Source organism: Nostoc sp. PCC 7107, assembly GCF_000316625.1.
Lineage (GTDB): Bacteria > Cyanobacteriota > Cyanobacteriia > Cyanobacteriales > Nostocaceae > Nostoc_B.
Genome location: NC_019676.1, coordinates 5,244,523 through 5,267,690 on the forward strand (window position 1 = coordinate 5,244,523; position 23,168 = coordinate 5,267,690).

Genomic DNA, 23,168 nt, shown 5'->3' on the forward strand with positions numbered 1-23,168 from the left:
TTCGGTACAAGCCCCACACCTTCAGGGCGGAATTAATCCAAAATTGATTGACAGCCTAGGAATAGTCGAGCTTTGATCTGCTAGATCCCCGGCTTCTTTAATAAGCCGGGGATCTTAACAGATGTAATCATTCAGGCTAATAGGTTAAGATTTGGAATTCTTCGTTACACAAATTCCAGATTTTTGTGTATTTCAATAATTTAGTGTTCTTTACCAACTTTTCTCGTGTTAGGTTGGTAAAGAACAAATGAATTGAAAGACTGCTAATGAGTCCTAAGCGCATTTTAGTTTTTAGTTGTTGGTTATTGATACAACCAAATCAGCTACAACTACTAGTCCTGTGTTGGCTGGGAGTTGATATTAGGACTTACGCAACGCCAATAATGTCATTGCGACTGGAACGAAGTGTAGGGAAGCAATCTCAGCGTCAGGGGAGATTACTTCCCTATCGTACCCTACGGGAAGGCTAACGCCTACGATGACGGAGTTACGTTATTTTTGCGTAAGTCCTGGATATTTTAAAGCGTTAATAAGCAAGCAGAGTTATCGAATTGCGCTGGAGTGAAGTAAAAGCTGGAGTGAAGTAAAAGAAAGAATAAGTAATCGCAGATAAACGCAGATGATTTTTATTTTAGCTACTTGGAAAGAGTAAAAAACAATCATTAACTATTAACTATTTGGACATTGGAACATCTTTGATTATAGAAATTATGCCACAGGATTTATCACCGCTTTGGATATCACTGAAAACTTCATTATTAGCCACATTTATTACTTTTTTCGTCGGGATAGCTGCGGCTTACTGGATGCTCAGTTATCGTGGCAAAGCCAAATCTTTGATTGAGAGCATCTTTGTTGCACCGCTGATTTTACCCCCGACTGTTGTCGGCTTTTTGTTGCTGTTATTTTTTGGCAAGAATGGGCCTGTGGGAAAACTTATGGAGCCTTTTGATTTGACGATTGTTTTTACTTGGTATGGTGCAGCGATCGCCGCGACGGTGGTTTCCTTCCCACTCATGTATAAAACTGCACTGGGAGCTTTTGCACAAATTGATCGTAATTTGCTGCGGGTGGCGAGAACTCTGGGCGCGAGTGAATCAACAATCTTTTGGCGAATTAGTTTACCTTTAGCTTTACCGGGAATTTTAGCAGCAACGACTTTGGCTTTTGCCCGTGCATTGGGTGAATTCGGTGCAACGTTAATGCTGGCGGGGAATATTCCCGGACAAACCCAGACGATTCCAATGGCGATTTATTTTGCTGTGGAAGCAGGCGCAATGGATGAAGCTTGGTTCTGGGCGATCGCTATTATGGTAATTTCTTTATCGGGGATTTTTGCGGTCAATTTTTGGCAAGAAACCAGAGGTAAAGGGCGACGCAAAGATGTTGGGATAAGAAGACAAGAAAGACGAGTGGCGGAATCTGCTGTTTTATCTACACCAACTTCTGAAGTCAGACTGTTTGTAGACATTGAAAAAAAATTACCCAGTTTTCATTTGCAAGTTTCCTTTAGTACCAACGAGCAACCACTAGGATTATTGGGTGGTTCCGGTGCAGGTAAAAGTATGATTCTGCGGTGCATTACGGGAATTGAAACGCCAACTAGAGGGCGAATAGTTTTGAATGGGAGAGTTTTATTTGATTCCGAGAAAGGAATTAATTTACCTAGCCGCGATCGCCACATTGGTTTTTTAGTCCAAAATTATGCGCTGTTCCCAAATATGACAGTGGCGGAAAACATCGCCTTTGGTTTACCGCAAGGATTATCTGCGTCAAGTGTGCGGGTACAAATCGAAGAACAACTCATAGCAATGCAATTATCAGGATTAGGCGATCGCTATCCCCATCAACTTTCCGGTGGTCAACAGCAACGGGTAGCATTAGCTAGAGCCTTAGCCAGTCAACCAGAAGCCTTACTTTTAGATGAACCTTTTTCCGCCCTCGATACTCATCTGCGTAGTCAATTAGAACAGCAGATGACAGCAACTTTAGCAGATTATCAAGGTGTGGCTTTATTTGTCACCCATAACATGGATGAAGCTTACCGAGTTTGTCCAAATTTATTGGTGTTAGAACATGGTCAAGCCATACATCACGGTTCTAAATATGATGTTTTCGAGCATCCTGCTAGTGTGAGTGTGGCTCAATTAACTGGTTGTAAGAATTTTTCTCGCGCTGTCATTCAAGGAACCCAAAAAATACAAGCACTGGATTGGGGTTGTCACCTCGATGTTGTTCAACCAATTCCTGACGAACTATCTCACGTTGGTATTCGCGCTCATCAACTGATCTTTTCCCCTGATTCAACTCAAGTTAATACCTTTCCGTGTTGGCTAGTGCGAACCAGTGAAACGCCTCATCGCATGACATTATTTTTTAAATTACATACTGCTCCCAATAATCTCCAAGACTATCATTTGCAAGCGGAGGTTTTCAAAGAGAAATGGGTGCAGATCAAAGACCAACCTTTCCCTTGGTATGTGCGTTTAGACCCCATACGGTTGATTTTGATGGAAAGCTAGTAGAAAAAATCTGAAGTGTTAATTATAACTCGGTACTATCACTAACGATATTGCTTGGCTTGGGTTTCATATAAATAGGCATAACGACTACCCAACTGGATTAGTTCATTATGAGTCCCACTTTCAACAATTGTGCCGTTTTCCATAACATAAATGCGATCGGCCATCTTAACTGTAGATAAGCGATGGCTAATTAAGATTGCTGCTTGATTTTGGATCAATTGGCGGAATTTTTCAAACACTTCATATTCCGCTTTCGGATCCATTGCACTAGTCGGTTCATCTAAAACTATCAACTGAGAATCTCTTAAAAATGCCCGCGCCAAGGCTATTTTTTGCCACTGACCAATACTTAATTCTTCTCCTTGATCAAATAATTTACCCAAAATGGTGTCATACCCTTTGGGTAATTTAGTAATCATATCATCCGCACCAGAACGACGCGCCGCCGTCATAATACTTTCTCGATTAGCAGGCAATTCAATATTAGCTAACCAAATATTTTCTTGGGCAGTAAAGTTGTATTTAGCGTAGTCTTGAAAAATCACGCTGATGTCACGGCGTAATTCGGCAATTTTATAGTCTCTGATATCAACACCATCAATAGTGATGCTACCAGCTGTTGGATCATACAAGCGACATAGCAATTTAATTAAAGTCGTTTTCCCCGAACCATTTTCACCAACTAATGCTACTACTTCTCCCGGTTTAATGTTTAAGTTAATATTATGTAGTGCTTGACGGGTTGTAGTGGAATATTGAAAACTCACATCATGAAACACAATCCCTGTCTGTATTGGTCGCGGTATTGGTTTGGGATTTACCGAATCAACTAATCTGGGTTTAAGGTCAAGAAACTCGTAGAGATTACCTAAAAATAAATTATCTTCGTAAAGCGCCGAAATGTTGGCTAATAAACTTTTAATATCATTCTGTCCTCGTTGTAGTGCTTGATAATAAAGCACCAAATCACCCAAACGGAGAACTCCGTTGATAGCTTGATAGATAATTAAAGCATAAATAGCAAATATAAGAATTCCAGCGATCGCTTCGGCTGCAAAGTTAGCAATAAAGCGGCGGGTAAAAATTTTCAGACTTTCTTTATAGATTTGTCTGCGGATGCGGAGATACCAATTACTAAAGTAGTGACCTAAATCAAATAAGCGAATTTCTTTCGCAAATTGGTCTGATGTCAGCATCCAAGCCAAATAAAAACCTTGACGTTGCATCGGTGTCCATTTGCGCTGCCAATCATACATAATGCGGCTATATTTGACACGCACTAACATTGCAGGTAACGCAGCCACAAATAAAACACCCAAAATTCCCCAATGGAGTGTTAGTAACAACCCAATCATTGCTACTAGGGAAATACTATTTTGCCCAATCTGTGCTAGACGATTGAGAATTTGCGGTGGTCGATAAGGTGCTTCTTGTTGCGCTCTTTGTAAGGTATCGTAGTATAAAGAATTTTCGTAGTACTCTAGGTCAGCTTCAATAGATTTAGCGTTAATAATTCCCTGCATATAGTCCGTTACCCGTTGAGAATGGGCAGTGGTGACTAGTTCTGTTAAGGAGTTAGCCAGAGTAGTTAATAAAGTCACTCCACCAGCTATAACGATTAAAATTAAGACGTTACGAAATGCTAATGCCTTGTCTGCTAGGCTCACGTTAGCAGCTACGGCATCAATAATGAGTTTCGAGAGATAAATTGAGACTACTGGTAAAATACCTTGAATAGTCAGTAAGACTACACGAGCGATCGTCCAACCAGGGCTACTTTGCCATACTAAACGCAATGCCGGCAAAAGTCGTAGAGTATTTTGCAGCTTATCTCGAATTTTTTTGCCTAGTTGCATATTTAAAATGGCGATCGCAGTAAAGAATGTGCAAATGTCAACTCTAATTTCTTAGACTTTAAATTGTAACGGCAGATAAGTTTTCCTGAACAAGTTCATTTTCTACTAACTTCACCAACTCAGGTAGTGCCGCTAACGAATGTTGCCGTCGTAAACTATAAATCGGCACTTGTTGAACTACACTCATACATTGCCTAAAATGTTCTTTGAGAAATTCTGGTGCAGTCAAGGCTTGCATTTCTCTAGAATGTCGGACTAATTCTCCAAAGCTTTGTTTTGCTTCTAAAGGAACTATTTCTGAGTGAGTTCCCCAAGCTAAAACATAAATTTTTTGCAGAGGTACAGATTGTTGAAAGAAGCCGTCTTGCAATCGATGAACGCGCTTCACCGTTTGGGAATTTAGTAAAGGTAAGCTTTCTGGTACATGGCCAAAAGAAGCCACCGCATCTGGCCATAGCTTAATTTGCGGAAACCCAGGAATTACTAGCGGTTGTTTTTCACCAACTTGAATTGCCAAAACATCATCTGTCAAAATACTGTAGCCATGAGCGTGAAAACATTCGGCTAACGTTGACTTGCCAAAACCTGAGTCGGCCATAAAGGCTACAGCACGATCATTGATGACTACACTACTAGCATGAAGTACAAGCAAGCCCCTCTGTCTGAGCAATACGCAAATAATTACACCTAGCAGAAAAGTCCGAATTAATGCTTCATCAACACCAGGGTTGGGATCAATAACAATTTCTTTACCGTCTTTCACCAACACCATACCGAATTCGGCAATTGTAGCTAAGAGGTGGTTGCCACCATCACTACGCTTTTGTTGTGGTTCATTTAGCTTACCCAAGCGGATAACTACATCTGCTGGTTTATCACTGGGGATGAGTTCAGGTAAGGGAAATTCAGAGTGAATACCTAAGTTATATGCAGTGTAAACGTACATCTAAAATATTGCTGAATGACTACTGAATAACTATTTTTGTTGATGCAAAACTCAATTTTACTAATGCTGTTATGTTGACAAAGTTTTGGCAATCTGTAATAAAGGAAGCCATCAGGAATACTATTTCCTGATGTTTCCAATCATCTGATTTAAGTTTTCCAGTAGTCCTAAAAAGCTCTATTTTCTAGGACTACTGAAGCTTATCTTAGCTCTGGAGTATATTTGGGTGTAATGGTAAAAGTAGTTGTTACTATTACACTCATAACTTGTTTAGAACTATTATCGGGGTACGCGGGGTACGGGATTAAGTACCCCATTAACGGAACCTTCTAGCCCTAGTACTTCGCCAGGAAACTGAGTAGGATTGTCACCGATTTGGAAAGTATCCGTTTCTCCTGGTCTACCAAACGCATGTGTAACGTTTTGAACACTACCGTAGTTTGTTAATTTGGGAGCTTCGTAAGCTTTTTTCATTGTTTGAGTCTCCTGTGGGTTTTGTTTATTTTTTACTAAACTAGATATTGGCTTTGAGACATTCACCAATTCAGTCTAGGTAGGAGCAGGCTGAAGCTGCACTGCCCCTAGTCCGACTTATGGTTTTAATGGGGATATAATTCAGCCCAAGAGCAAGTGTTAAGTATTCATCTTCCTCGATTGCTACCTACGGGAATGATTATTCCATTAGCAGCAGAACCACTCAGCCCTAGAATTTCGCCAGGAAACTGAGTAGGATTATTCCCGACTTGGAAAGTATCCGCCGAACCATCATCACCAAAAGCATTAGTAACATCTTGAACACGACCGTAGTTTGTTATTTGAGGAGCTTCATAAGCTTTTTTCATATTTTCTGTCTCTTGCTTGCTTTGTTTATCTTTTGCGGGAATATCTAGCCGTAGTCATTTAGGTTAGGTCAATATTGATTACTCAAAGCCTGATAGCTAATGGATTATACTCAGCACTTTGCTATAAATATTGGCTTGGGAACTATCCCCAATCTAGTCTAGGTAGGAGCAGGCTAAAAATGCACTGCCCCTAGTCAGACTTATGGTTTTTTTGGTGATGATTTAGCCAAAGAGCGTATGGAACAAATTACCAAAATGGTATTGTTTCACCGTTATTTGTCCTAGTTGGGAATGAGTACCCCATTTTGGGAACCACTGAGTCCAATAGTTGAACCAGGAACAGGAGTAGGATTACTTCCAATTAGGAAGGTATCTCTTCCACCTGCGCTACCAAAAGCATTGGTAATGTTTTGAACACTACCGTAGTTTGTGAGTTGAGGAGCTTCGTAAGCTTTTTTCATTGTTAAGTCTCCTGTTGTTTTTGTTGATCTTTGTACTGGACTAGATATTGGCTTTAAGATATTCACCAATTCAGTCTAGGTAGGAGCAGGCTAAAAACGCACTACCCCTAGTCCGACTTATGGTTTTTTTGGTTATGATTTAGCCAAAGAGAGAGTGTTAAAGCTTTCCAAACTGGAATTGTCGAATCATCATTTGCATCCTCTGTTGTAGATATAAGATTGTCGTAGTATCTGCGGAGTGTGTTTAGATCCACAAATTCTTGAAGATTACTGCCATCGTTAGTAATTACTTGATCTACGAGCAGTCGATCAAAATGCAATAACCCACGCTGAAAGTTGGGACTCATATCTGTTTTGCCGCCACGCCACTGCACTTCTTGGGGAAGAATACCATCTAAACCTTTCCGCATGATGAAGCGAGACCATCCTTGATTGAGTTTTTGTTCTGGTGGTAGAGAGAGGCAAAATTCAATCAAACGTTTATCCATAAAGGGATGACGTGACTCTAGAGAAAATGCCGCAGAACATAGGTCGCCTAATTCCAATACTGTGGTGAACAAGGTGGAGTTTAAGGTACGACACTGTTCTTCTCTCACTGTTACGGCGCGACTTTGGTCTTGATCCTGAGATTGTGTTAGAGGATTTATCCCGACTGTTTTGGCGAATTGCGGGTTGATTAAAGAAGTAACTTGGGGTTGATTTTGTTTGTGACCACGGAGTGATCGCCAAATCTTCAAGATATATTGAGGAACTAAGGGTTTAATTCCGTAAGTGACGAACAATTTCCGCCGCGAAACTTGAAAATGCTGACTAATTTGCAGCGCAGTTTGCACAAAAGTTAGCATTTTTCTCTGCTTGACTAACTCCTGTAAATAGGTAATGGCATATTCGTAGAAAATTGCGGCAACTGAGGTATTAAAGTGTTGAGATATGGCCTGAGCTTCTTGGATAAACGTCTGCCATTTTCCTTGACGTGCTAACTCGGCGAAATAAGTCACGCCGTGCGATACTGTTGTATCACCATCAAAACCATCTAAGGAAATGCGAATACCTGCTTGTTGAGCAGCCCGATTTAATCCCCATACCAGAAAATGACTAGGCCCAATAAAGGGTTCTTCCATATATTTATAGTAGTCCTGCCATTCCGATAAGGGGCCTGATTGATCGGCGTGGACATAATGGGGGATAAATCCACCCTGATTTAATACAGGGTTAATGTATTGGCGTTCATCACATTCAGGAACATCTGCAAAAATATTTGAGAAAGTGTGCAGTTGTGCGTTTTTTTCTTGTAATAAGATATCTCTGGCTACACAAGCAATGGAAGAGGAATCTAAGCCACCACTCAAGTGACAGCTAACAGGAAATGCACTGCGTAAACGACAACGCACTGCCTCGGTAAACACCTCTCGGAAAGCTGCTGCATATTCTGCATCTGAGTTTAGTCTTAACTCTTCACCCACTTCTAAAGACCAGTAGGCGTGAGATATTAATCCACTCGTGTAACTCACTGTCATTGTGTGAGCCGGAGGCAATCTATAGATATTTTTATAGGCAGTGATAGATTTATCTTCTGTAAATGGGTGTAAATGATTGGCGATCGCAATTTCATTTACCACTTTCGGCACTCCTGGTAAACACAAAAGCGCCTTCATCTCCGAAGCAAAGTAAAGCTTTTCTCCAGGTTGATAGTAATAATACAAGGGTTTGATGCCAAAATGATCTCTGGCACAGAACAATGTCTGCTTCCGCTGATCCCAAATTACAAATGCAAAGTCACCCAATAATTTTTTTGGGCATTGTTCACCCCATTTTTCGTAAGCCGCCAGTACTAACTGGCTATCTGTGATTTTTTCTTGTGGGCAATTATCAATGGATAATGCAGATATTAGTTCTTCTCGGTTATCTATGCGGATATCTGCTGTAATAACTAACTCACCAGTACTATCAACTAAAGGTAATTTCTCTAGCAGCGATTCTGGCGTACTCCACAGCATCCGATGACCCAAGCCAACTGCGCCAGAACACCAGATATCTGCACCATCAGACCCACGATGAGCGATCGCATCTACCATTAAGGCCAGCTTTTTCTTCTCTACTGGCTGACTATCTAGATTGTAAATGCCAACTATACCACTCATGATTTATATCCCTGCAAAAGACGGCAATGGAGTAAAGCGTGAGAGATCAGGAAGATAGCCGATGACTACTTGTCCTTGAGTTTCAATCCAAGCATGAGCTTCTAAGTTTCCAGCTTCACCTTTAACCACTCCGATACGTAATTCGGGTGAATAACCATAGCGAGTCATTAACACTTGACACGTTAAAGCCCTCGCTAGACATTTAGCTCCACCCGGTGTGTAACGCGTGCTAATATTGATTGCCCAAACAATTTTGTTCAAAGAAACTGTTTCTACTCTGGGGTTTGGCTTACTGTGTTGATTTATAAGTTTTCTTAAATAATTAAATGATAGTAACCGCATTCCCAGCCGTACTAATCCTAGTAAAACGAACGTACCTAATAAAAATTGGCGATCGCTGTTGGTTAGTTGCAGTATTTTAAGCAGATACTTCATTCTTAATTTCGATCAATCCTTTCGCTGCTAAGTCTTCTAGCAAAGCCGAAATATCAAGTTTACATACCTCTGCTGCTACTTCATATTCTGCTAAGATGGCATCTTGAATTTCTTGGATAGTCTTGGGTGACTGAATGAAATTCCATATACTAGCCCCTACTTGATTCAGTCCATAGTAAGCACCAGATTTAATATCAAGGATAACCACTTCTCCTTGTAATTCTGAACAAATTTGTTCTCTTGAGGCTACTACACTAAGGTTTTCAGATGAACTTAATTTTGTCAGCATTATTGTGGTGTATTCACTGAATTTTAATTGTTTATACTAAAGTAACTTTATATCATTATTGTGGAAATTACTGTGACGTAAAAGTTATATCTTCATCCTTTATTTTCAAACTAGCTAACTTTATAAAGCAATTGTGAAGTAATATAATATAGTCATATAGCTTTACTCTCTGTAGTTAATTCGTCTACTCAATTAGAAATGTTCAACGGCATATTAAAGTAATAAATACATCAACTACCAGTTAAGTAATTTCCATGACTAAAAAGTTTCTGATGTTTTTAATTGCTTAGGATACAAGTATTGAGATGCAACGAAGTCACATTTTTGACTGGAAAAAAAGGCAAAAAATAACTACAAGTATGCAACGATAAAAAGTATACTTGTTTTCCTATCTATCAATGACAAAAATAATATTTCAAAATTATTTCCCTGAAGTCAATATATCTTTTGAAGGATATCTCACCTTGACTTGAGAACTATTCATAATTTAAATTGGCTTGCTAAGAATGTAATTGACCTTTGTGGACAAAGTAATAAGCAAAAAGTTCCCGAAGCCAAAGATAAGTTCTTCAGGACACTCAGAATAATTGCTGAAGCTCAAAACTTATATCGGGATGACTGGATTCGAACCAGCGGCCCCTTCGTCCCGAACGAAGTGCGCTACCAAGCTGCGCTACATCCCGCTAAAAATAGCAAATACTTTCCCTATAATATCACAAATGTATTGAAAAAGCGAGTAGACAGAGAAACTAAAAAACAAGCTGATATTGAACTGTATGGGGCAGGAGAACAAAATGACCAATGACAACTATATATATAGATTGCTTGCTACGATTAGATTTGTATAACTTTTAGTGGTAAGAGTGGATTGTGACTGTTAACCAAAAGCCAGACTGGTTGCGAGTAAAAGCGCCTCAATGGGAGCGCGTCGGTAACGTTAAAGAAATTTTGCGGGATTTAGCACTCAATACGGTTTGTGAGGAAGCGTCCTGTCCGAATATTGGTGAGTGCTTCAATGCAGGTACTGCCACTTTTTTGATTATGGGGCCAGCTTGTACCCGTGCTTGTCCTTACTGTGATATTGATTTTGAGAAAAAGCCGAAACCTTTAGACCCTACAGAACCAGCTAGATTAGCAGAAGCAGTTCGCCGTATGAGGCTGAATCATGTCGTAATTACTTCTGTCAACCGAGATGATTTACCAGATGGCGGCGCTTCCCAGTTTGTGGAGTGCATTACAGCGGTGCGTAGTGTCTCACCTCACACCACAATTGAGGTATTAATTCCTGACTTATGTGGTAACTGGAATGCTTTGGAGATAATTCTACAAGCTAGTCCAGAGGTACTCAACCATAATACAGAAACAGTTCCTCGCCTTTATCGTCGGGTACGTCCCCAAGGAAAGTACGATCGCACTCTTGAATTATTGCAGCGATCGCGGCAAATTGCACCTTGGGTATATACTAAATCTGGCATCATGGTGGGCTTGGGCGAAACCGATAGCGAAATCCGCCAAGTCATGCAAGACTTACGCGCCGTCGATTGTGACATTTTGACAATTGGGCAATATCTCCAGCCCAGTCAAAAACATTTGCAAGTCGATGCGTTTATTACCCCAGAACAATTTGCTGCTTGGCAAGCATTTGGTGAAGAACTAGGATTTTTACAAGTAGTGTCTTCTCCCTTAACCAGAAGTTCATATCATGCTGAACAAGTCAGGAAATTAATGCAACGTTATCCCAGACCAGTGCTGATAAATCAGTGAACAGTTATCAGTAAACAGTGAACACGGAGTAGACTTGATAACTGATAACTGAATAACTGTTGAAAGTGGTGCAAGAAATTACTATTGCAATTTTGGGTGCAGGCGCTTGGGGTACAGCTTTAGCAAATCTAGCAGCGGCCAATGGTCATAGTGTTAGACTGTGGTCGCGTCAAGGAACAAAAACACTTGAAGCCGTTATCCAAGATGCTCACATAGTGCTATCTGCTATTTCTATGAAAGGGGTAAGAATTGTAGCTTCGCAAGTACAATCTTACCTCCTTTCACCAGAGACAATTTTTGTCACAGCCACCAAAGGGTTAGATCCACAAAGCAGCGCTACGCCGACTCAAATTTGGCAAGCTGCATTTCCTCATCATGCAGTAGTTGTATTATCTGGCCCAAATTTATCAGCAGAAATTCAACAATCATTACCAGCTGCTACTGTCGTGGCCAGCAATAACATCACTGCGGCGGAAAGAGTGCAGTTAATATTTTCTGCACCGCGTTTCCGCGTTTATACCAATCCCGATCCTCTAGGTGTGGAATTAGGAGGAACACTGAAGAATGTGATAGCGATCGCAGCTGGTGTATGTGATGGCTTACAATTGGGAACCAACGCCAAAGCAGCTTTAGTTACCCGTGGACTTACAGAGATGGTTCGCATCGGTAATTTTTTAGGTGCGAAGACGGAAACTTTTTATGGTTTGTCAGGTCTGGGAGATTTGTTAGCTACTTGCAATAGTCCTTTAAGTCGTAACTACCAAGTCGGCTATCAAATGGCTTGTGGTCAAAGCCTGACAAATATTCTGGCTAATTTGCCAGGTACAGCTGAGGGAGTCAATACTTGCCAAGTTTTGATGCAATTAGCCCAGAAACAAAATATCTATATGCCCATCACTGAACAAGTTTATCGGTTACTTCAGGGTGAAGTTACCCCTCAACAAGCACTTGATGAACTGATGCTACGCGACATCAAGCCAGAGTATCACTGAGAAAGTTAAAAGTAAAAATCCGCAAGGCAGTATGAAATTTCATACTTCATTGGCTTTTCTTTTTACCTCCACTGATTCCCAAGAAATCCTGAGACAGAAAATAGTAAATCGTCAGGAAATTAGTTTTAAAGCCATGTAGATATGACTAACCAGATGTTAAACATAACTTTACTGAAAGATGTTTATACCAGTTAGCAAAGTAACATTTATCACTTATTAAGTTGAAATACTGACTAGGTAGCTCAGAAATTAAAGCCTATCTGTAGATTTGAATAGCTATTGGTTCAATCAAATGTTCAGCTGCTGAAGGATTTCGGCATTTAATGTTGGAAACACTAGTGCAGTTTTTGAAAAAAAATTGTATTGGAATCCTCTACCGTGTTATTTCATCTTGAATCACGGGAACAATAGCAACAGTTGATTTTGATTAGCTGACCCTTCGGGTTCTATTTCTAGAACCCATTCGGGGAACGCAGTCGCCTAGATTGGGGAAACCCTTCTACAGCGCTGACTCACCGTAATCTATTGTTACCTGGAGCCATTGAGACGATATGCCAGCAACATCTTTTTACCCGGATGCCGCCTACAATTCCCAAAAGTCCCGCCAGGTTTTAGACCCAGATATCACTGTTGACGACGGGGATTTGTCGGTCGAAGATCTCCAAGATTTGGAGATCGTTTCTGTTGACCCTGCTAGTTTTGGCGCAAATAATAACCGCCGCAGCACAGACCTGGTACGTCTATACCTCCAGGAAATTGGACGAGTCCGGTTGTTGGGGCGTGATGAAGAAGTTTCAGAAGCTCAAAAAGTTCAGCGTTACCTACGGATGCGGACAGTACTTGCTAATGCCGCCAAGCAAGGTGATGCCGTAGTTTCGCCCTATCTACGATTAATTGAAGTTCAAGAACGTTTAGCATCTGAACTCGGCCACCGTCCATCTTTAGAAAGATGGGCTGCTACTGCTGGCGTACAGTTGTCTGATCTCAAGCCAACTTTGTCAGAAGGCAAACGCCGTTGGGCTGAAATTGCCAAGATTACAGTAGAAGAATTGGAGCAAATTCAGTCTCAAGGACTGCAATCTAAAGAACACATGATCAAGGCGAACCTGCGTCTTGTGGTTTCTGTTGCGAAGAAATACCAAAATCGTGGTTTGGAATTATTGGATTTAGTTCAAGAAGGGACTCTTGGTTTAGAAAGAGCCGTAGAAAAATTTGATCCAACTAAAGGCTATCGCTTTAGTACTTATGCTTACTGGTGGATTCGCCAAGGGATTACAAGAGCGATCGCTACTTCTAGTCGCACTATTCGCCTCCCGGTTCATATTACAGAAAAATTAAACAAAATTAAAAAAGCGCAACGTAAAATTGCTCAAGAAAAAGGTCGGACTCCTACCTTAGAAGACTTGGCAATTGAATTAGAAATGACCCCATCTCAAGTCAGAGAAGTGTTACTCCGAGTTCCTCGTTCTGTTTCTTTAGAAACCAAAGTGGGTAAAGACAAAGATACAGAGTTAGGAGAATTGCTGGAAACCGATAGCGTGACTCCAGAAGAAATGTTAATGCGAGAATCTTTACAAAGAGACTTGCAAAATTTATTAGCTGATTTAACTACCCGCGAACGAGATGTAATTTTGATGCGGTTTGGTTTAGCTGATGGTCATCCTTATTCTTTAGCCGAAATTGGCCGCGCCCTTGATTTATCACGGGAACGGGTACGCCAAATTGAATCGAAAGCTTTGCAAAAACTCCGCCAACCCAAGCGCCGTAACTTGATCCGTGACTATTTAGAGTCTCTGAGTTAGTTAATAGTCAATCAGTTAATAGTCAAGGGTCAATGGTAAATAGCAAACAAAATTCTAACTATAGATTGTTGACTTTGGACTTATTTTTCTGAAGAAAATTGCTTTGTTCTCTCCGGCTAGAATTTTTCTCAAGCTTATAAATAATCTTTTGCAGCTAGAGAAACTGACATTTTATTTCCCTACTTCTCAAGGTATTTTGAGGATGGCGATCGCTAATCTAAAATTGCCTTAAGAGTTTGGTTCACAATGTTTGAGCATTTAATAAATATTGTCAATAAGCTTTAGTTGTTGCAAATTGCTCACAACATTTGTTATATTCTCAACTAATAGGCTTTGTTGAGAAAAATTAGTATGACAGTCTACACAACTACTTCACTCAAAGCAGAATTAAATGAAAGAGGCTGGCGTTTAACGCCCCAGCGCGAAGTAATTCTACACATTTTTCAAGAACTTCCGCAAGGTGAACACCTCAGTGCGGAGGATCTGTATCATCGCTTGGAAACCGATGGTGAAGGCATCAGCCTCTCAACTATCTATCGGACTTTGAAGCTGATGGCACGGATGGGAATTTTACGGGAATTAGAACTAGGGGAAGGCCACAAACATTACGAAATTAACCAGCCTTACCCCCATCATCACCATCATTTAATCTGTGTGCGGTGCAACAGCACCATTGAGTTTAAAAACGATTCAATTTTAAAAATTGGTGCAAAAACTGCTCAAAAAGAAGGATTTCATCTGCTCGACTGTCAAATGACAATTCATGCAGTATGCCCCAAATGCCAACGGGCATTAATGCCGCTGTAGCACTGGGGCAGGATAACCAAGGAATTTTGGATTTTAAATTTTGGATTTTGGATTGATTAATTAGCCAATCTAAGACTCAATGGGTGATAGACCAAAAAAATCTAAAATTGGCAGAGTTATCGGAGGGAAGCAACGGATTGGTGATTCACATTGATAAATATAAGCGGATGTTAAAAGCGTCCGCTTCTAATATCACTGAGACTGACACCGTAAAATTCCTGAGCTTGCTTAATTGCTTTTTTTGTATCATCGGCCATGACACCGTTGAGCTTACCTTTATAAAAGCCCTTGTCTCGCAGTCGTCGTTGAATTTCTAAAACACTAAAGTCACTCTTCGGCGCATTGTTCACCTTGCTATATAGCCTAGCTCTGGTGGTGGGGCCAGCAATTCCACTGGCGGCCAAGTAATTATCGGCTTGGAAGCGACGTACCGCATCTGAGGTATAAGAACCAAAGTAACCATTTGGTTCCCCCTGTAAATATCCAGCTTTAATTAATTGTTCTTGCACAACTCTGACAGCTTCACCGCGATCGCCCATACGAAGATTATCTCGATCAGCTGCTCGTTTTGGCGGAGTATCTTCACCATAACCTACACCTCTTCCTGGCAGTTTGCTGAGAGTTGCCGGGCCAACAATCCCATCAACGTCTAACTTATAAGCATCTTGGAAACGCTTCACAGATTCTTCTGTAATTGGGCCAAAGATCCCTGTAGAATTCCCGTAGTAATAACCTGCTACCCGTAAGCGTTCTTGCAAAATCCTGACTTCTTCCCCTTCATCACCTTTCATGAGGTATTGAGAACTGCTGCGCTTGGTAGCTTGGGTTGCAGTTGTTCTGGTTGATGTACTAGTAGCCGCAACTCTAGTTGTTTTGGCGGGTGTACTAGCAGTCGCCACTGTAGTTGTTTGAGATGTCCGCACAACTGTTGGTTTTTTTGCTTGGCTACTTGCTGATGATTTACGCCAGTTATCTAATTTTTGCAGGGTGCTGGCTCCCATCACCCCATCAATTGGTAAACCCGCCGCTTTTTGGAAGCGTCTAACAGCTTCTTCGGTGGGAAAGTCATAAACTTGGGTGATTTGTGCTTGATAAAAGCCTGCTTGTTGCAGCTTTTGTTGCAGATTTCTGACAGAAGGCCCTTGATCTCCTCTTTCTAGAGCCAAGACACTATTGACACTACTGAGAATAGACAAGGTAAGCGCCAGAGGTAACATATACTTCCAAGCTTTACCAGAAAGTTTCCTCCAGTCTGGTGCTGAGGCTTTGTCTAACAAATCACTCAGCAACACCAAGTCACTGGATTCACAGTCTTCATAGGCAAATGCTAGGTGCAAATATGCAAGATTGTCCATAGTTCATTCCTACACCATTAATATTTATCTGGGATGTATTTTTCTTCGATGGCTGCTTCGGCTTGATGTACTAAATTTCTTAAATTTTCTAGTGTCAGTATATCCACATCTTCCCATAAACCGCGCTTGTGTGCTTCAAGTAATCGTTCAGCAATATCACGCAACGCATGAGGATTATTGTACTGAATAAATGCTGAAATGGTTGTATCAAATAAATAAGACTCTGCTATACCTTGATACATATAGTCTTCTACGCATTTAGTTGTGGCATCGTAGGCAAATAAAAAATCAACGGTTGCTGACATTTCAAAGGCACCTTTATAACCGTGGCGCATAACTCCGGCAATCCACTTAGGATTAACCACGCGAGAACGATACACCCGCGCAATTTCTTCTTTGAGTTGACGAATGCGGGGATTAGCCGGAATTGAATTATCACCAAAATAAATTTGCGGATTTTTACCTTGGAGAGAACGGGCGGCGACTGTTAAACCACCTTGAAACTGATAATAATCATCAGAATCCAGCAAGTCGTGTTCGCGGTTATCTTGGTTGTGCAGGACAATTTGCATTTGCTGTAAACGCTGCTCAAATGCTTCTGGTGCAGCAATTCCGGTGAGTTTGCCCTTTTCTTGGGTAGAAGTAGTGCTGGTGTAGGCATAACAACTCCAATTGATATAAGCGCGGGCTAAATCTTGATCATCAGTCCAATTTTGCGATTCAATTAAACCTTGAATTCCTGCACCGTAAGCACCTGGCTGGGAGCCAAAAATGCGATATTGCGATCGCACTGTTGCCTCTTGTTCGCTTAAACCTTGTGTTACCCAATACTTTGTATCTTGCTGAACTTGCACCGCCAAGGGATTTTCTTCTGGCGATTCATCCAAGGCGGCGATCGCTATGACTGCTTGTTCAAATAAATCAATTAAGTTGGGGAAAGCATCGCGGAAAAATCCAGAAATTCTTAAGGTGACATCCACACGGGGACGACCCAAAATCGATAACGGTAAAATTTCAAAATCGACGACTCGTCGCGCTGCACCATCCCACACAGGGCGCACACCCAACAATGCCAAAGCTTCGGCGATGTCATCACCACCAGTCCGCATGGTTGCCGTACCCCACAAAGATAATCCTAGTGTTTTGGGATACTCACCATGTTCTTGGGTGTAAGATTCAATTAAGTTCTCGGCTGCCTTTCTACCGACATCCCAAGCTGTTTCCGTGGGTAAGGCACGGATATCTACTGAGTAAAAGTTTTTGCCTGTGGGCAGAACTTCTGGCCTCCCACGTGTGGGTGCGCCGGAAGCGCCACTGGGGACGTATCCGCCATCAAGTCCGTGGAGTAAGTTGGTGATTTCGGCGGGGGTTTGTTGGAGGGCGGGGAGGAGTTTTGAGTTAATCCAGTTTAGGGTAGTGGAGAGAGGTGAGGGGGGAAGTGTGGGGAGTTGTTCTACTAGTTCGGCGGCTTGTTCTTCTAGGAGTTCGACGACATCGCCGATGGTGCGACAGGATTTTATTTGCACGCAGAGGCGCGGAGGCGCGGAGTGAGAGTTTGGGAGAGTAAATAAGGCACTAAATTCGTCGGTGAGGGGGTCGATGTCTAATCCCCAGGTTTGGGCTAGGGCGCGGGTGATGCCTATAGAATGGCGGTTGGGGATGCGGGCGATCGCAACTATTAAGTCACGTAGTTGTCTACCTTGGGGACATTGCCCAAATATATGCAAGCCGTCGCGGATTTGGGCTTCTTTGAGTTCGCATAGATAGCCATCTAATGAGTTTAAGATTGATAATTCAAAGTTAAAGATGGCTTCTTTGTTTTCTAGTCCTAAATCTAGGTGCAGGTTTTCTTTGATGACGAGTTCACGGATGCGATCGCGGATGGCTGGTAATCTGGAAGGATCTAAACTTTCAGCTTCGTAAAATTCATCAATTAAGTTTTCTAATTGTTGCAAAGCCCCATACAGTTCTGCACGGGTCATTGGAGGTGTGAGGTGGTCGATAATCACGGCTTGGGCGCGGCGTTTGGCTTGGGAACCTTCCCCCGGATCGTTGACGATAAAGGGGTATAAATGGGGCATGGCACCAAAAGCAACTTCGGGGTAACAATCGCTGGATAAAGCCAAGCTTTTCCCTGGTAGCCATTCTAGGTTCCCATGTTTGCCGACGTGGACAATAGCATCAGCCGCAAAGCATTCTCTGACCCAGTAATAAAAAGCTAAATAAGCATGGGTTGGTTCTAAATCAGGGGCGTGATAATTCAAGCTAGGGTCAAGGTCATAACCCCGCGCTGGCTGGATACCGATGAAAATATTGCCGAGTTGAATTCCGGGAATGGGGAATGCTGCTTGACTCCCGACTCCCCAACGTTGATTAATACCTTGCTTGATTGTTTCTGGTAATGAGGCAAAATATTCCTGATATGCTTCACTAGAAAGACTCTGATGTATTGGACGCAACTCTCTAGCTTCTGGGTCATTGGTGACACCATCTGTCAGGCGTTGAATTAATTCGTGACTATCGGTTGGTAAGTTATCTAGTTCATAACCAGCAATTTGTAAGGCTTTGAGGATTTCTACACAACTGGCTGGTGTATCTAACCCGACACCGTTGGCGAGGCGACCGTCTCGGTTGGGATAATTCGCCAAAATTAGGGCAATACGGCGTGCTTGGGGTGGTTTAGTTCTGAGGCGTACCCAATTAGCAGCGAGTTGGGCGACAAATTCAATGCGATCGCTCACTGGTTCATAAACGACTACATCTGTCTCAAGGTCAGAATTGCGGGTTTGCAAAGCTTTGAAGGACACCGCACGGCTGATAATTCTGCCATCTACCTCTGGTAAAGCGACATTCATGGCGATATCACGAGGAGATAACCCTTGAGACAGCGACTCCCACTGTTCAACGGAACCACCACTCAATATTACTTGTAACACTGGCACATCTAAGTTTTGCCACAGTTCTGTTTCTGGTGCTTCTGTATCTAAACGCGCTAGGGAAAAACTGGTGGTATTTAACAGGATGGCGATTTGTTCTGCATCTTTGGGTTGGAAAAATTCTTTTAATTCATCTTGGACACTGGGGTCACGTAATGAAGAAACAAAAATTGGGATTGGTTGCAAGTTTTTTTGAACTAAGGCTGTGCATAAAGCATCGATCACCTTAGTATTTCCCGATAAATAGTGAGCGCGGTAGAACAAAATGCCTACTTTCGAGATTTGGGAATTTTCCTCCTCCTTGTCTCCCCATTCATACAACCCAACACGGGGGACAATTTGTGGTGGTAGGGAATTAAAGGATGTCTCTAAGCAAGTATCGGCAATAAATTTCAACGCATTAACAAAATTATTAACACCACCTTCGCTGAAGTATTGCCAGACTTGGTTCACAATATCTACAGAAACAGTAGATTGTGAGACTAATTCCGGGTCAAGCGCGTCATCTCCTGGCATTACAATTAAGGTGGTACCGTTACGTTGTACAATTTCCTGCACCACTTCTAAACCATAAGCCCAGTATGCACGTCCGCCTAAAAGACGTAAAACAATTACCTCAGCAAGTTCTAAAATTTGCTCGCTATATGTATCAATACTGATTTGTTGTTGTAACTGCAATAAGTTAGCCACTCTCAATGCAGGAAAATTTGTTGGTAATTTGGTAACTGCTGCTGCCAAAGTTTGAATATCAGTATCCGCAGCCGTAATAAACACAAACGGCGCTGGAGTTTGTTCTACAAAAATTAAACCTTCTGACTGATTCCATCCGACTGATTTGGCATTTATCCGGTGCATAATCCCGCCTTACCGTCTTAAACTGTTGGTTATAACCCGATTCAAAAACTTTTCAACCTAGCACAGCCAGCTGCTAAAAGAAAGGTAATCTCTCTCATACACTGGCTCTTTATCCCCTCTCACCCGACCTTTGAAAATGCTTAGTTCACCTGATTTGAGCTTTTCTCAAAATTTGCCTTTAGTTGTATTTAATCAGCTTGGGGAATTGTTACAGCAAATGGCTCAATCTGTGGAAAATTCGGTGCTAGTGCTGACAGAAGCTGTGCTGGCAAGAATTGTCATATCTGAAGAATGGCAAGGTCAAAGATTTACATTAGTGGTTTCTGAGCAGTTTAGTGCGCTGTTGTTAGGAACTTTGGAGCAAGGAAATCATCGGGAAGCAGGGGAAGAATTTATAACTCCTCACTCAGCAACGCCACTTGCTACTCTGCGAGAAGCCGCGCAGAGCGCGTCTACAAGTCGGGAAACCCGCCCAACGCAGTGGCTCCTCAGCACCAGATTGACATTTAATTCAGAGGCGATCGCCTCCTTTGTTCACAAATTGAAGGGTTTGTTTGCAATTGATTCTGATACTCATCAACATCTGGAATACTACAGTCAAATTCTGTGTCCTAATGATGCTACGCTCCAAACTCAATTTACGCTGTTGTTATTAGAATATCTGCTTCCACAAAAGAATGCGGCAGTTACTGAAGCTCTGAGTACAAATCAGGGTGAACGTTTTTGTCAAGCAATCGAAATTGCTTTGCAAAAACAAATCTCCCAAGAGCGACTGTTGAATCAAGTTACAACTCAGATCCGCAAAAGTTTAGATTTGCCAGTCATTATGGCAACAGCGATCGCCCAAGTACGTGATTTTTTGAAATTAGACAGGTTAGTAATATATAAATTTGAGGGGTCAAGGGTCAATACCCAAAACTTAACGCTCAATCAGCAAAATCATTCTCAACCTCCTATACAAGACTGGTACAAGTATGGGGGTTGTATAGTTTATGAAGCAAAGGCGACGGATGCTATTTCTTCGGTGTTACATTACTCAGAAACAAATTGCTTTACACGCAATTCTGCTTGTTGGGATAAGTATCGCCAAGGTTTTACCTTAGTGGTTGAGGATGTGGAAAAAACTTATGCCTTAGAAGAGTGTTTGTTAAATTTTCTCCGCGCTAACCATGTCCGAGCCAAGTTGGTAGCACCAATCATATTTGAGGAAAAACTCTGGGGGTTGTTAATTGCTCATCAGTGTGATTCACCCCGTCAGTGGAATGAAAATGAACAAAATTTATTGACTTCCATTGCAGAACAATTAGCAATCGCCATTCATCAATCGGAGTTAATGCGATCGCTCACTCAAGAAAAACAAACTCTCGAACAACGGGTGCTAGAACGCACAATGGCTTTACGAGATGCTTTATTAGCAGCTGAGGCCGCTAGTCGTTTACGCAATGAATTTCTCGCCACCATTAGCCATGAATTGCTTACGCCGTTAACTTATGTTATCGGGATGTCTTCTACATTGTTGCGCTGGCCTATCGGTGAGTTGAGCCAACGACAGCGAGATTATCTGCAAACTATCCACGACAGTGGCGAACATTTATTAGAAATGATTAATGACATCCTTGATTTATCACAAATTGAGGCTGGCAAAACAGCTTTAAATATTAATGAATTTTCTTTGGCACAGATGGCAGAAAATGCTATTGCAGTCTTAAGAGATAAGGCCACTAACGAACAAGTTAATCTTATACTTGATTTACAAATTGATCCAAGGCGCGATCGCTTTAGTGCTGATGCTGAACGCTTAGCACAAATTCTCTGGAACTTGTTAACTAATGCCATTAAATTTACACCTGAAGGTGGCAGTGTGAATTTGAGAATTTGGGTAGAAGATCATACTGCTGTTTTTCAAGTTGAAGATACAGGAATTGGTATTGCAGAAGAGCAATTACCATTGATGTTTGAGAAATTTCAGCAGCTTGATACACCCTATCGTCGCCGTTATGAAGGTACTGGACTTGGTTTAGCTTTAACTAAACAACTTGTAGAACTACATCGTGGTCGAATTGAAGTAGAATCCACAGTGGGTATCGGCTCTATTTTTACTGTTTGGATACCTACTCAGTCAGCAAAAGTGCTAAGTGCCGAGTCCTAATTTATTAGTGCTGCAAAGCCCTGCGGGCATGGCTGCGCTTAGAACGGTAGCGAGGCTTTCAACCCGTGCTGAGACACGAGGGTTCAAAGATAGAAAGAACAAGTATTGACTATTACCAATGACAAATGAAAACTCAATTACAACCCTAAAACAAGGACTAATTGTATCTTGCCAAGCGCCTGTTGATTCACCTCTGCATGAACCGAAAATTATCGCTGCAATGGCACAGGCTGCTGTTAATAATGGGGCTGTTGGTGTCCGCATCGATACACCAATTCATATCAATGCTGTCAGAGAGGGCGTGAAAGTTCCGATTATTGGTTTATGGAAGCAAATAATCCCTAAGTATGATGTATATATTACACCTCAGTTTGATCATGCTGCTGCTGTTGCTCAAGCTGGAGCCGATATAATTGCGATCGATGCGACGACAAGGCATCGTCCTGGTGGTGAGACATTAGTAGAGATAATTACCCGCATTCATCAGGAATTAGGCAAACCAGTTATTGCTGATGTGGATACAATCGATGCAGCAAAAGCCGCTGCCGCCGCTGGTGCAGATATTGTGGCAACAACTCTTTATGGGTATACTCCCAAAACTAATAATGATTCTCCGCCTTGTTGGGAACTGCTGACGCAAATGCTAGAGGAGTTAAAAATTCCGGTAATTTGTGAAGGAGGTATTTCTTCACCACAAATGGCACGTCATGCTTTAAATTTAGGTGCTTATGCTGTTGTAGTCGGAACTGCAATAACTGGTATTGATTTGCAAGTGAAGAATTATCAACGAGTTATGCAGAACGGCGGATAATATTGAATCCTATTTCACGGAATTCCTGATACAAATTCCCTTTGTCTGCTCTTACGGCTCTAGAGCAGGTTTATTTCCCAAAATTAAGCTGATTTGATTTTTGATTGTCTGCTAATTGTCACATCTCGTTTAATTAGTGACAGTTTTTATCAAATACTTCTCAGCTTAATTGGTATTTATTTTCTAAAAGTATATTGTTCTT

General features: G+C 41.7%; 17 protein-coding genes and 1 tRNA gene. 7 read left to right on the forward strand and 11 right to left on the reverse strand.

The genetic code is table 11. The annotated features are described in order from the left end of the window. Positions 1–710: 710 nt before the first annotated feature. Positions 711–2,522: a molybdate ABC transporter permease subunit gene (modB, locus tag NOS7107_RS22425; RefSeq protein WP_015115228.1), complete on the forward strand. Its 1,812-nt coding sequence runs from the start codon at positions 711–713 to the stop codon at positions 2,520–2,522. A 41-nt stretch (positions 2,523–2,563) separates the two neighbouring features. Here the strand turns inward: modB and NOS7107_RS22430 are convergent, their stop codons facing one another. The 9 genes from NOS7107_RS22430 to NOS7107_RS22470 all read right to left on the reverse strand — a co-directional run bounded on the left by NOS7107_RS22430 (position 2,564) and on the right by NOS7107_RS22470 (position 10,178). Then, positions 2,564–4,381 carry an ABC transporter ATP-binding protein gene (locus tag NOS7107_RS22430; protein WP_015115229.1) on the reverse strand — a complete coding sequence of 606 codons (1,818 nt, stop codon included), beginning with the start codon at positions 4,379–4,381 and terminating at the stop codon, positions 2,564–2,566. A gap of 58 nt (positions 4,382–4,439) precedes the next feature. Then, positions 4,440–5,327 (reverse strand): Hpr(Ser) kinase/phosphatase, encoded by an 888-nt coding sequence (locus tag NOS7107_RS22435; protein WP_015115230.1) that lies wholly within the window; start codon positions 5,325–5,327, stop codon positions 4,440–4,442. Between the two features lie 279 nt (positions 5,328–5,606). Continuing rightward, the gene (locus tag NOS7107_RS22440) at positions 5,607–5,801 is read right to left on the reverse strand and encodes a lasso peptide (RefSeq protein WP_015115231.1); all 195 of its coding nucleotides are present in this window, start codon (positions 5,799–5,801) and stop codon (positions 5,607–5,609) included. Between the two features lie 167 nt (positions 5,802–5,968). After that, positions 5,969–6,169, reverse strand: coding sequence for a lasso peptide (locus NOS7107_RS22445; RefSeq protein WP_015115232.1), 201 nt, complete (start codon positions 6,167–6,169; stop codon positions 5,969–5,971). Between the two features lie 281 nt (positions 6,170–6,450). Beyond that, entirely contained in the window at positions 6,451–6,630 is a 180-nt protein-coding gene (locus NOS7107_RS22450) for a lasso peptide (RefSeq protein ID WP_015115233.1), read from the reverse strand. A 107-nt stretch (positions 6,631–6,737) separates the two neighbouring features. Further along, the gene (locus tag NOS7107_RS22455; RefSeq protein ID WP_015115234.1) at positions 6,738–8,771 is read right to left on the reverse strand and encodes a lasso peptide isopeptide bond-forming cyclase; all 2,034 of its coding nucleotides are present in this window, start codon (positions 8,769–8,771) and stop codon (positions 6,738–6,740) included. Positions 8,772–8,774: 3 nt separating this feature from the next. Next, on the reverse strand, positions 8,775–9,206 hold the full coding sequence (locus tag NOS7107_RS22460; protein WP_015115235.1) for a lasso peptide biosynthesis B2 protein: 432 nt from the start codon (positions 9,204–9,206) through the stop codon (positions 8,775–8,777). Further along, positions 9,190–9,495: a PqqD family peptide modification chaperone gene (locus tag NOS7107_RS22465; RefSeq protein WP_015115236.1), complete on the reverse strand. Its 306-nt coding sequence runs from the start codon at positions 9,493–9,495 to the stop codon at positions 9,190–9,192. Before NOS7107_RS22465 ends, NOS7107_RS22460 begins: the two co-directional genes overlap by 17 nt. A gap of 609 nt (positions 9,496–10,104) precedes the next feature. Further along, positions 10,105–10,178 (reverse strand) — tRNA-Pro (locus NOS7107_RS22470). Between the two features lie 187 nt (positions 10,179–10,365). Between NOS7107_RS22470 and lipA the strand changes: the two genes are divergently transcribed. The 4 genes from lipA to NOS7107_RS22490 all read left to right on the forward strand — a co-directional run bounded on the left by lipA (position 10,366) and on the right by NOS7107_RS22490 (position 14,860). Next, positions 10,366–11,259 (forward strand): lipoyl synthase, encoded by an 894-nt coding sequence (gene lipA, locus NOS7107_RS22475; RefSeq protein ID WP_015115237.1) that lies wholly within the window; start codon positions 10,366–10,368, stop codon positions 11,257–11,259. A 68-nt stretch (positions 11,260–11,327) separates the two neighbouring features. Next, a complete protein-coding gene (locus NOS7107_RS22480; protein WP_044501070.1) occupies positions 11,328–12,251 on the forward strand; it encodes an NAD(P)H-dependent glycerol-3-phosphate dehydrogenase in 924 nt (307 codons plus the stop codon). Between the two features lie 551 nt (positions 12,252–12,802). Further along, on the forward strand, positions 12,803–14,053 hold the full coding sequence (gene sigC, locus NOS7107_RS22485) for an RNA polymerase sigma factor SigC (protein ID WP_015115239.1): 1,251 nt from the start codon (positions 12,803–12,805) through the stop codon (positions 14,051–14,053). Between the two features lie 351 nt (positions 14,054–14,404). Beyond that, on the forward strand, positions 14,405–14,860 hold the full coding sequence (locus tag NOS7107_RS22490; RefSeq protein WP_015115240.1) for a Fur family transcriptional regulator: 456 nt from the start codon (positions 14,405–14,407) through the stop codon (positions 14,858–14,860). A 170-nt stretch (positions 14,861–15,030) separates the two neighbouring features. On the opposite strand, the gene NOS7107_RS22495 is transcribed toward NOS7107_RS22490, so the two are convergent. Together NOS7107_RS22495 and cobN are read right to left on the reverse strand one after the other, a co-directional pair. Next, entirely contained in the window at positions 15,031–16,215 is a 1,185-nt protein-coding gene (locus tag NOS7107_RS22495) for a peptidoglycan-binding protein (RefSeq protein ID WP_015115241.1), read from the reverse strand. 17 nt (positions 16,216–16,232) lie between these two features. Beyond that, on the reverse strand, positions 16,233–20,006 hold the full coding sequence (cobN, locus tag NOS7107_RS22500) for a cobaltochelatase subunit CobN (RefSeq protein WP_015115242.1): 3,774 nt from the start codon (positions 20,004–20,006) through the stop codon (positions 16,233–16,235). 136 nt (positions 20,007–20,142) lie between these two features. Here cobN and NOS7107_RS22505 point away from each other — a divergent pair, with 136 nt between their 5' ends. Continuing rightward, positions 20,143–22,155 (forward strand): GAF domain-containing sensor histidine kinase, encoded by a 2,013-nt coding sequence (locus tag NOS7107_RS22505; protein WP_015115243.1) that lies wholly within the window; start codon positions 20,143–20,145, stop codon positions 22,153–22,155. A 118-nt stretch (positions 22,156–22,273) separates the two neighbouring features. Then, on the forward strand, positions 22,274–22,966 hold the full coding sequence (locus tag NOS7107_RS22510) for an N-acetylmannosamine-6-phosphate 2-epimerase (protein WP_015115244.1): 693 nt from the start codon (positions 22,274–22,276) through the stop codon (positions 22,964–22,966). Positions 22,967–23,168 lie beyond the last annotated feature (202 nt).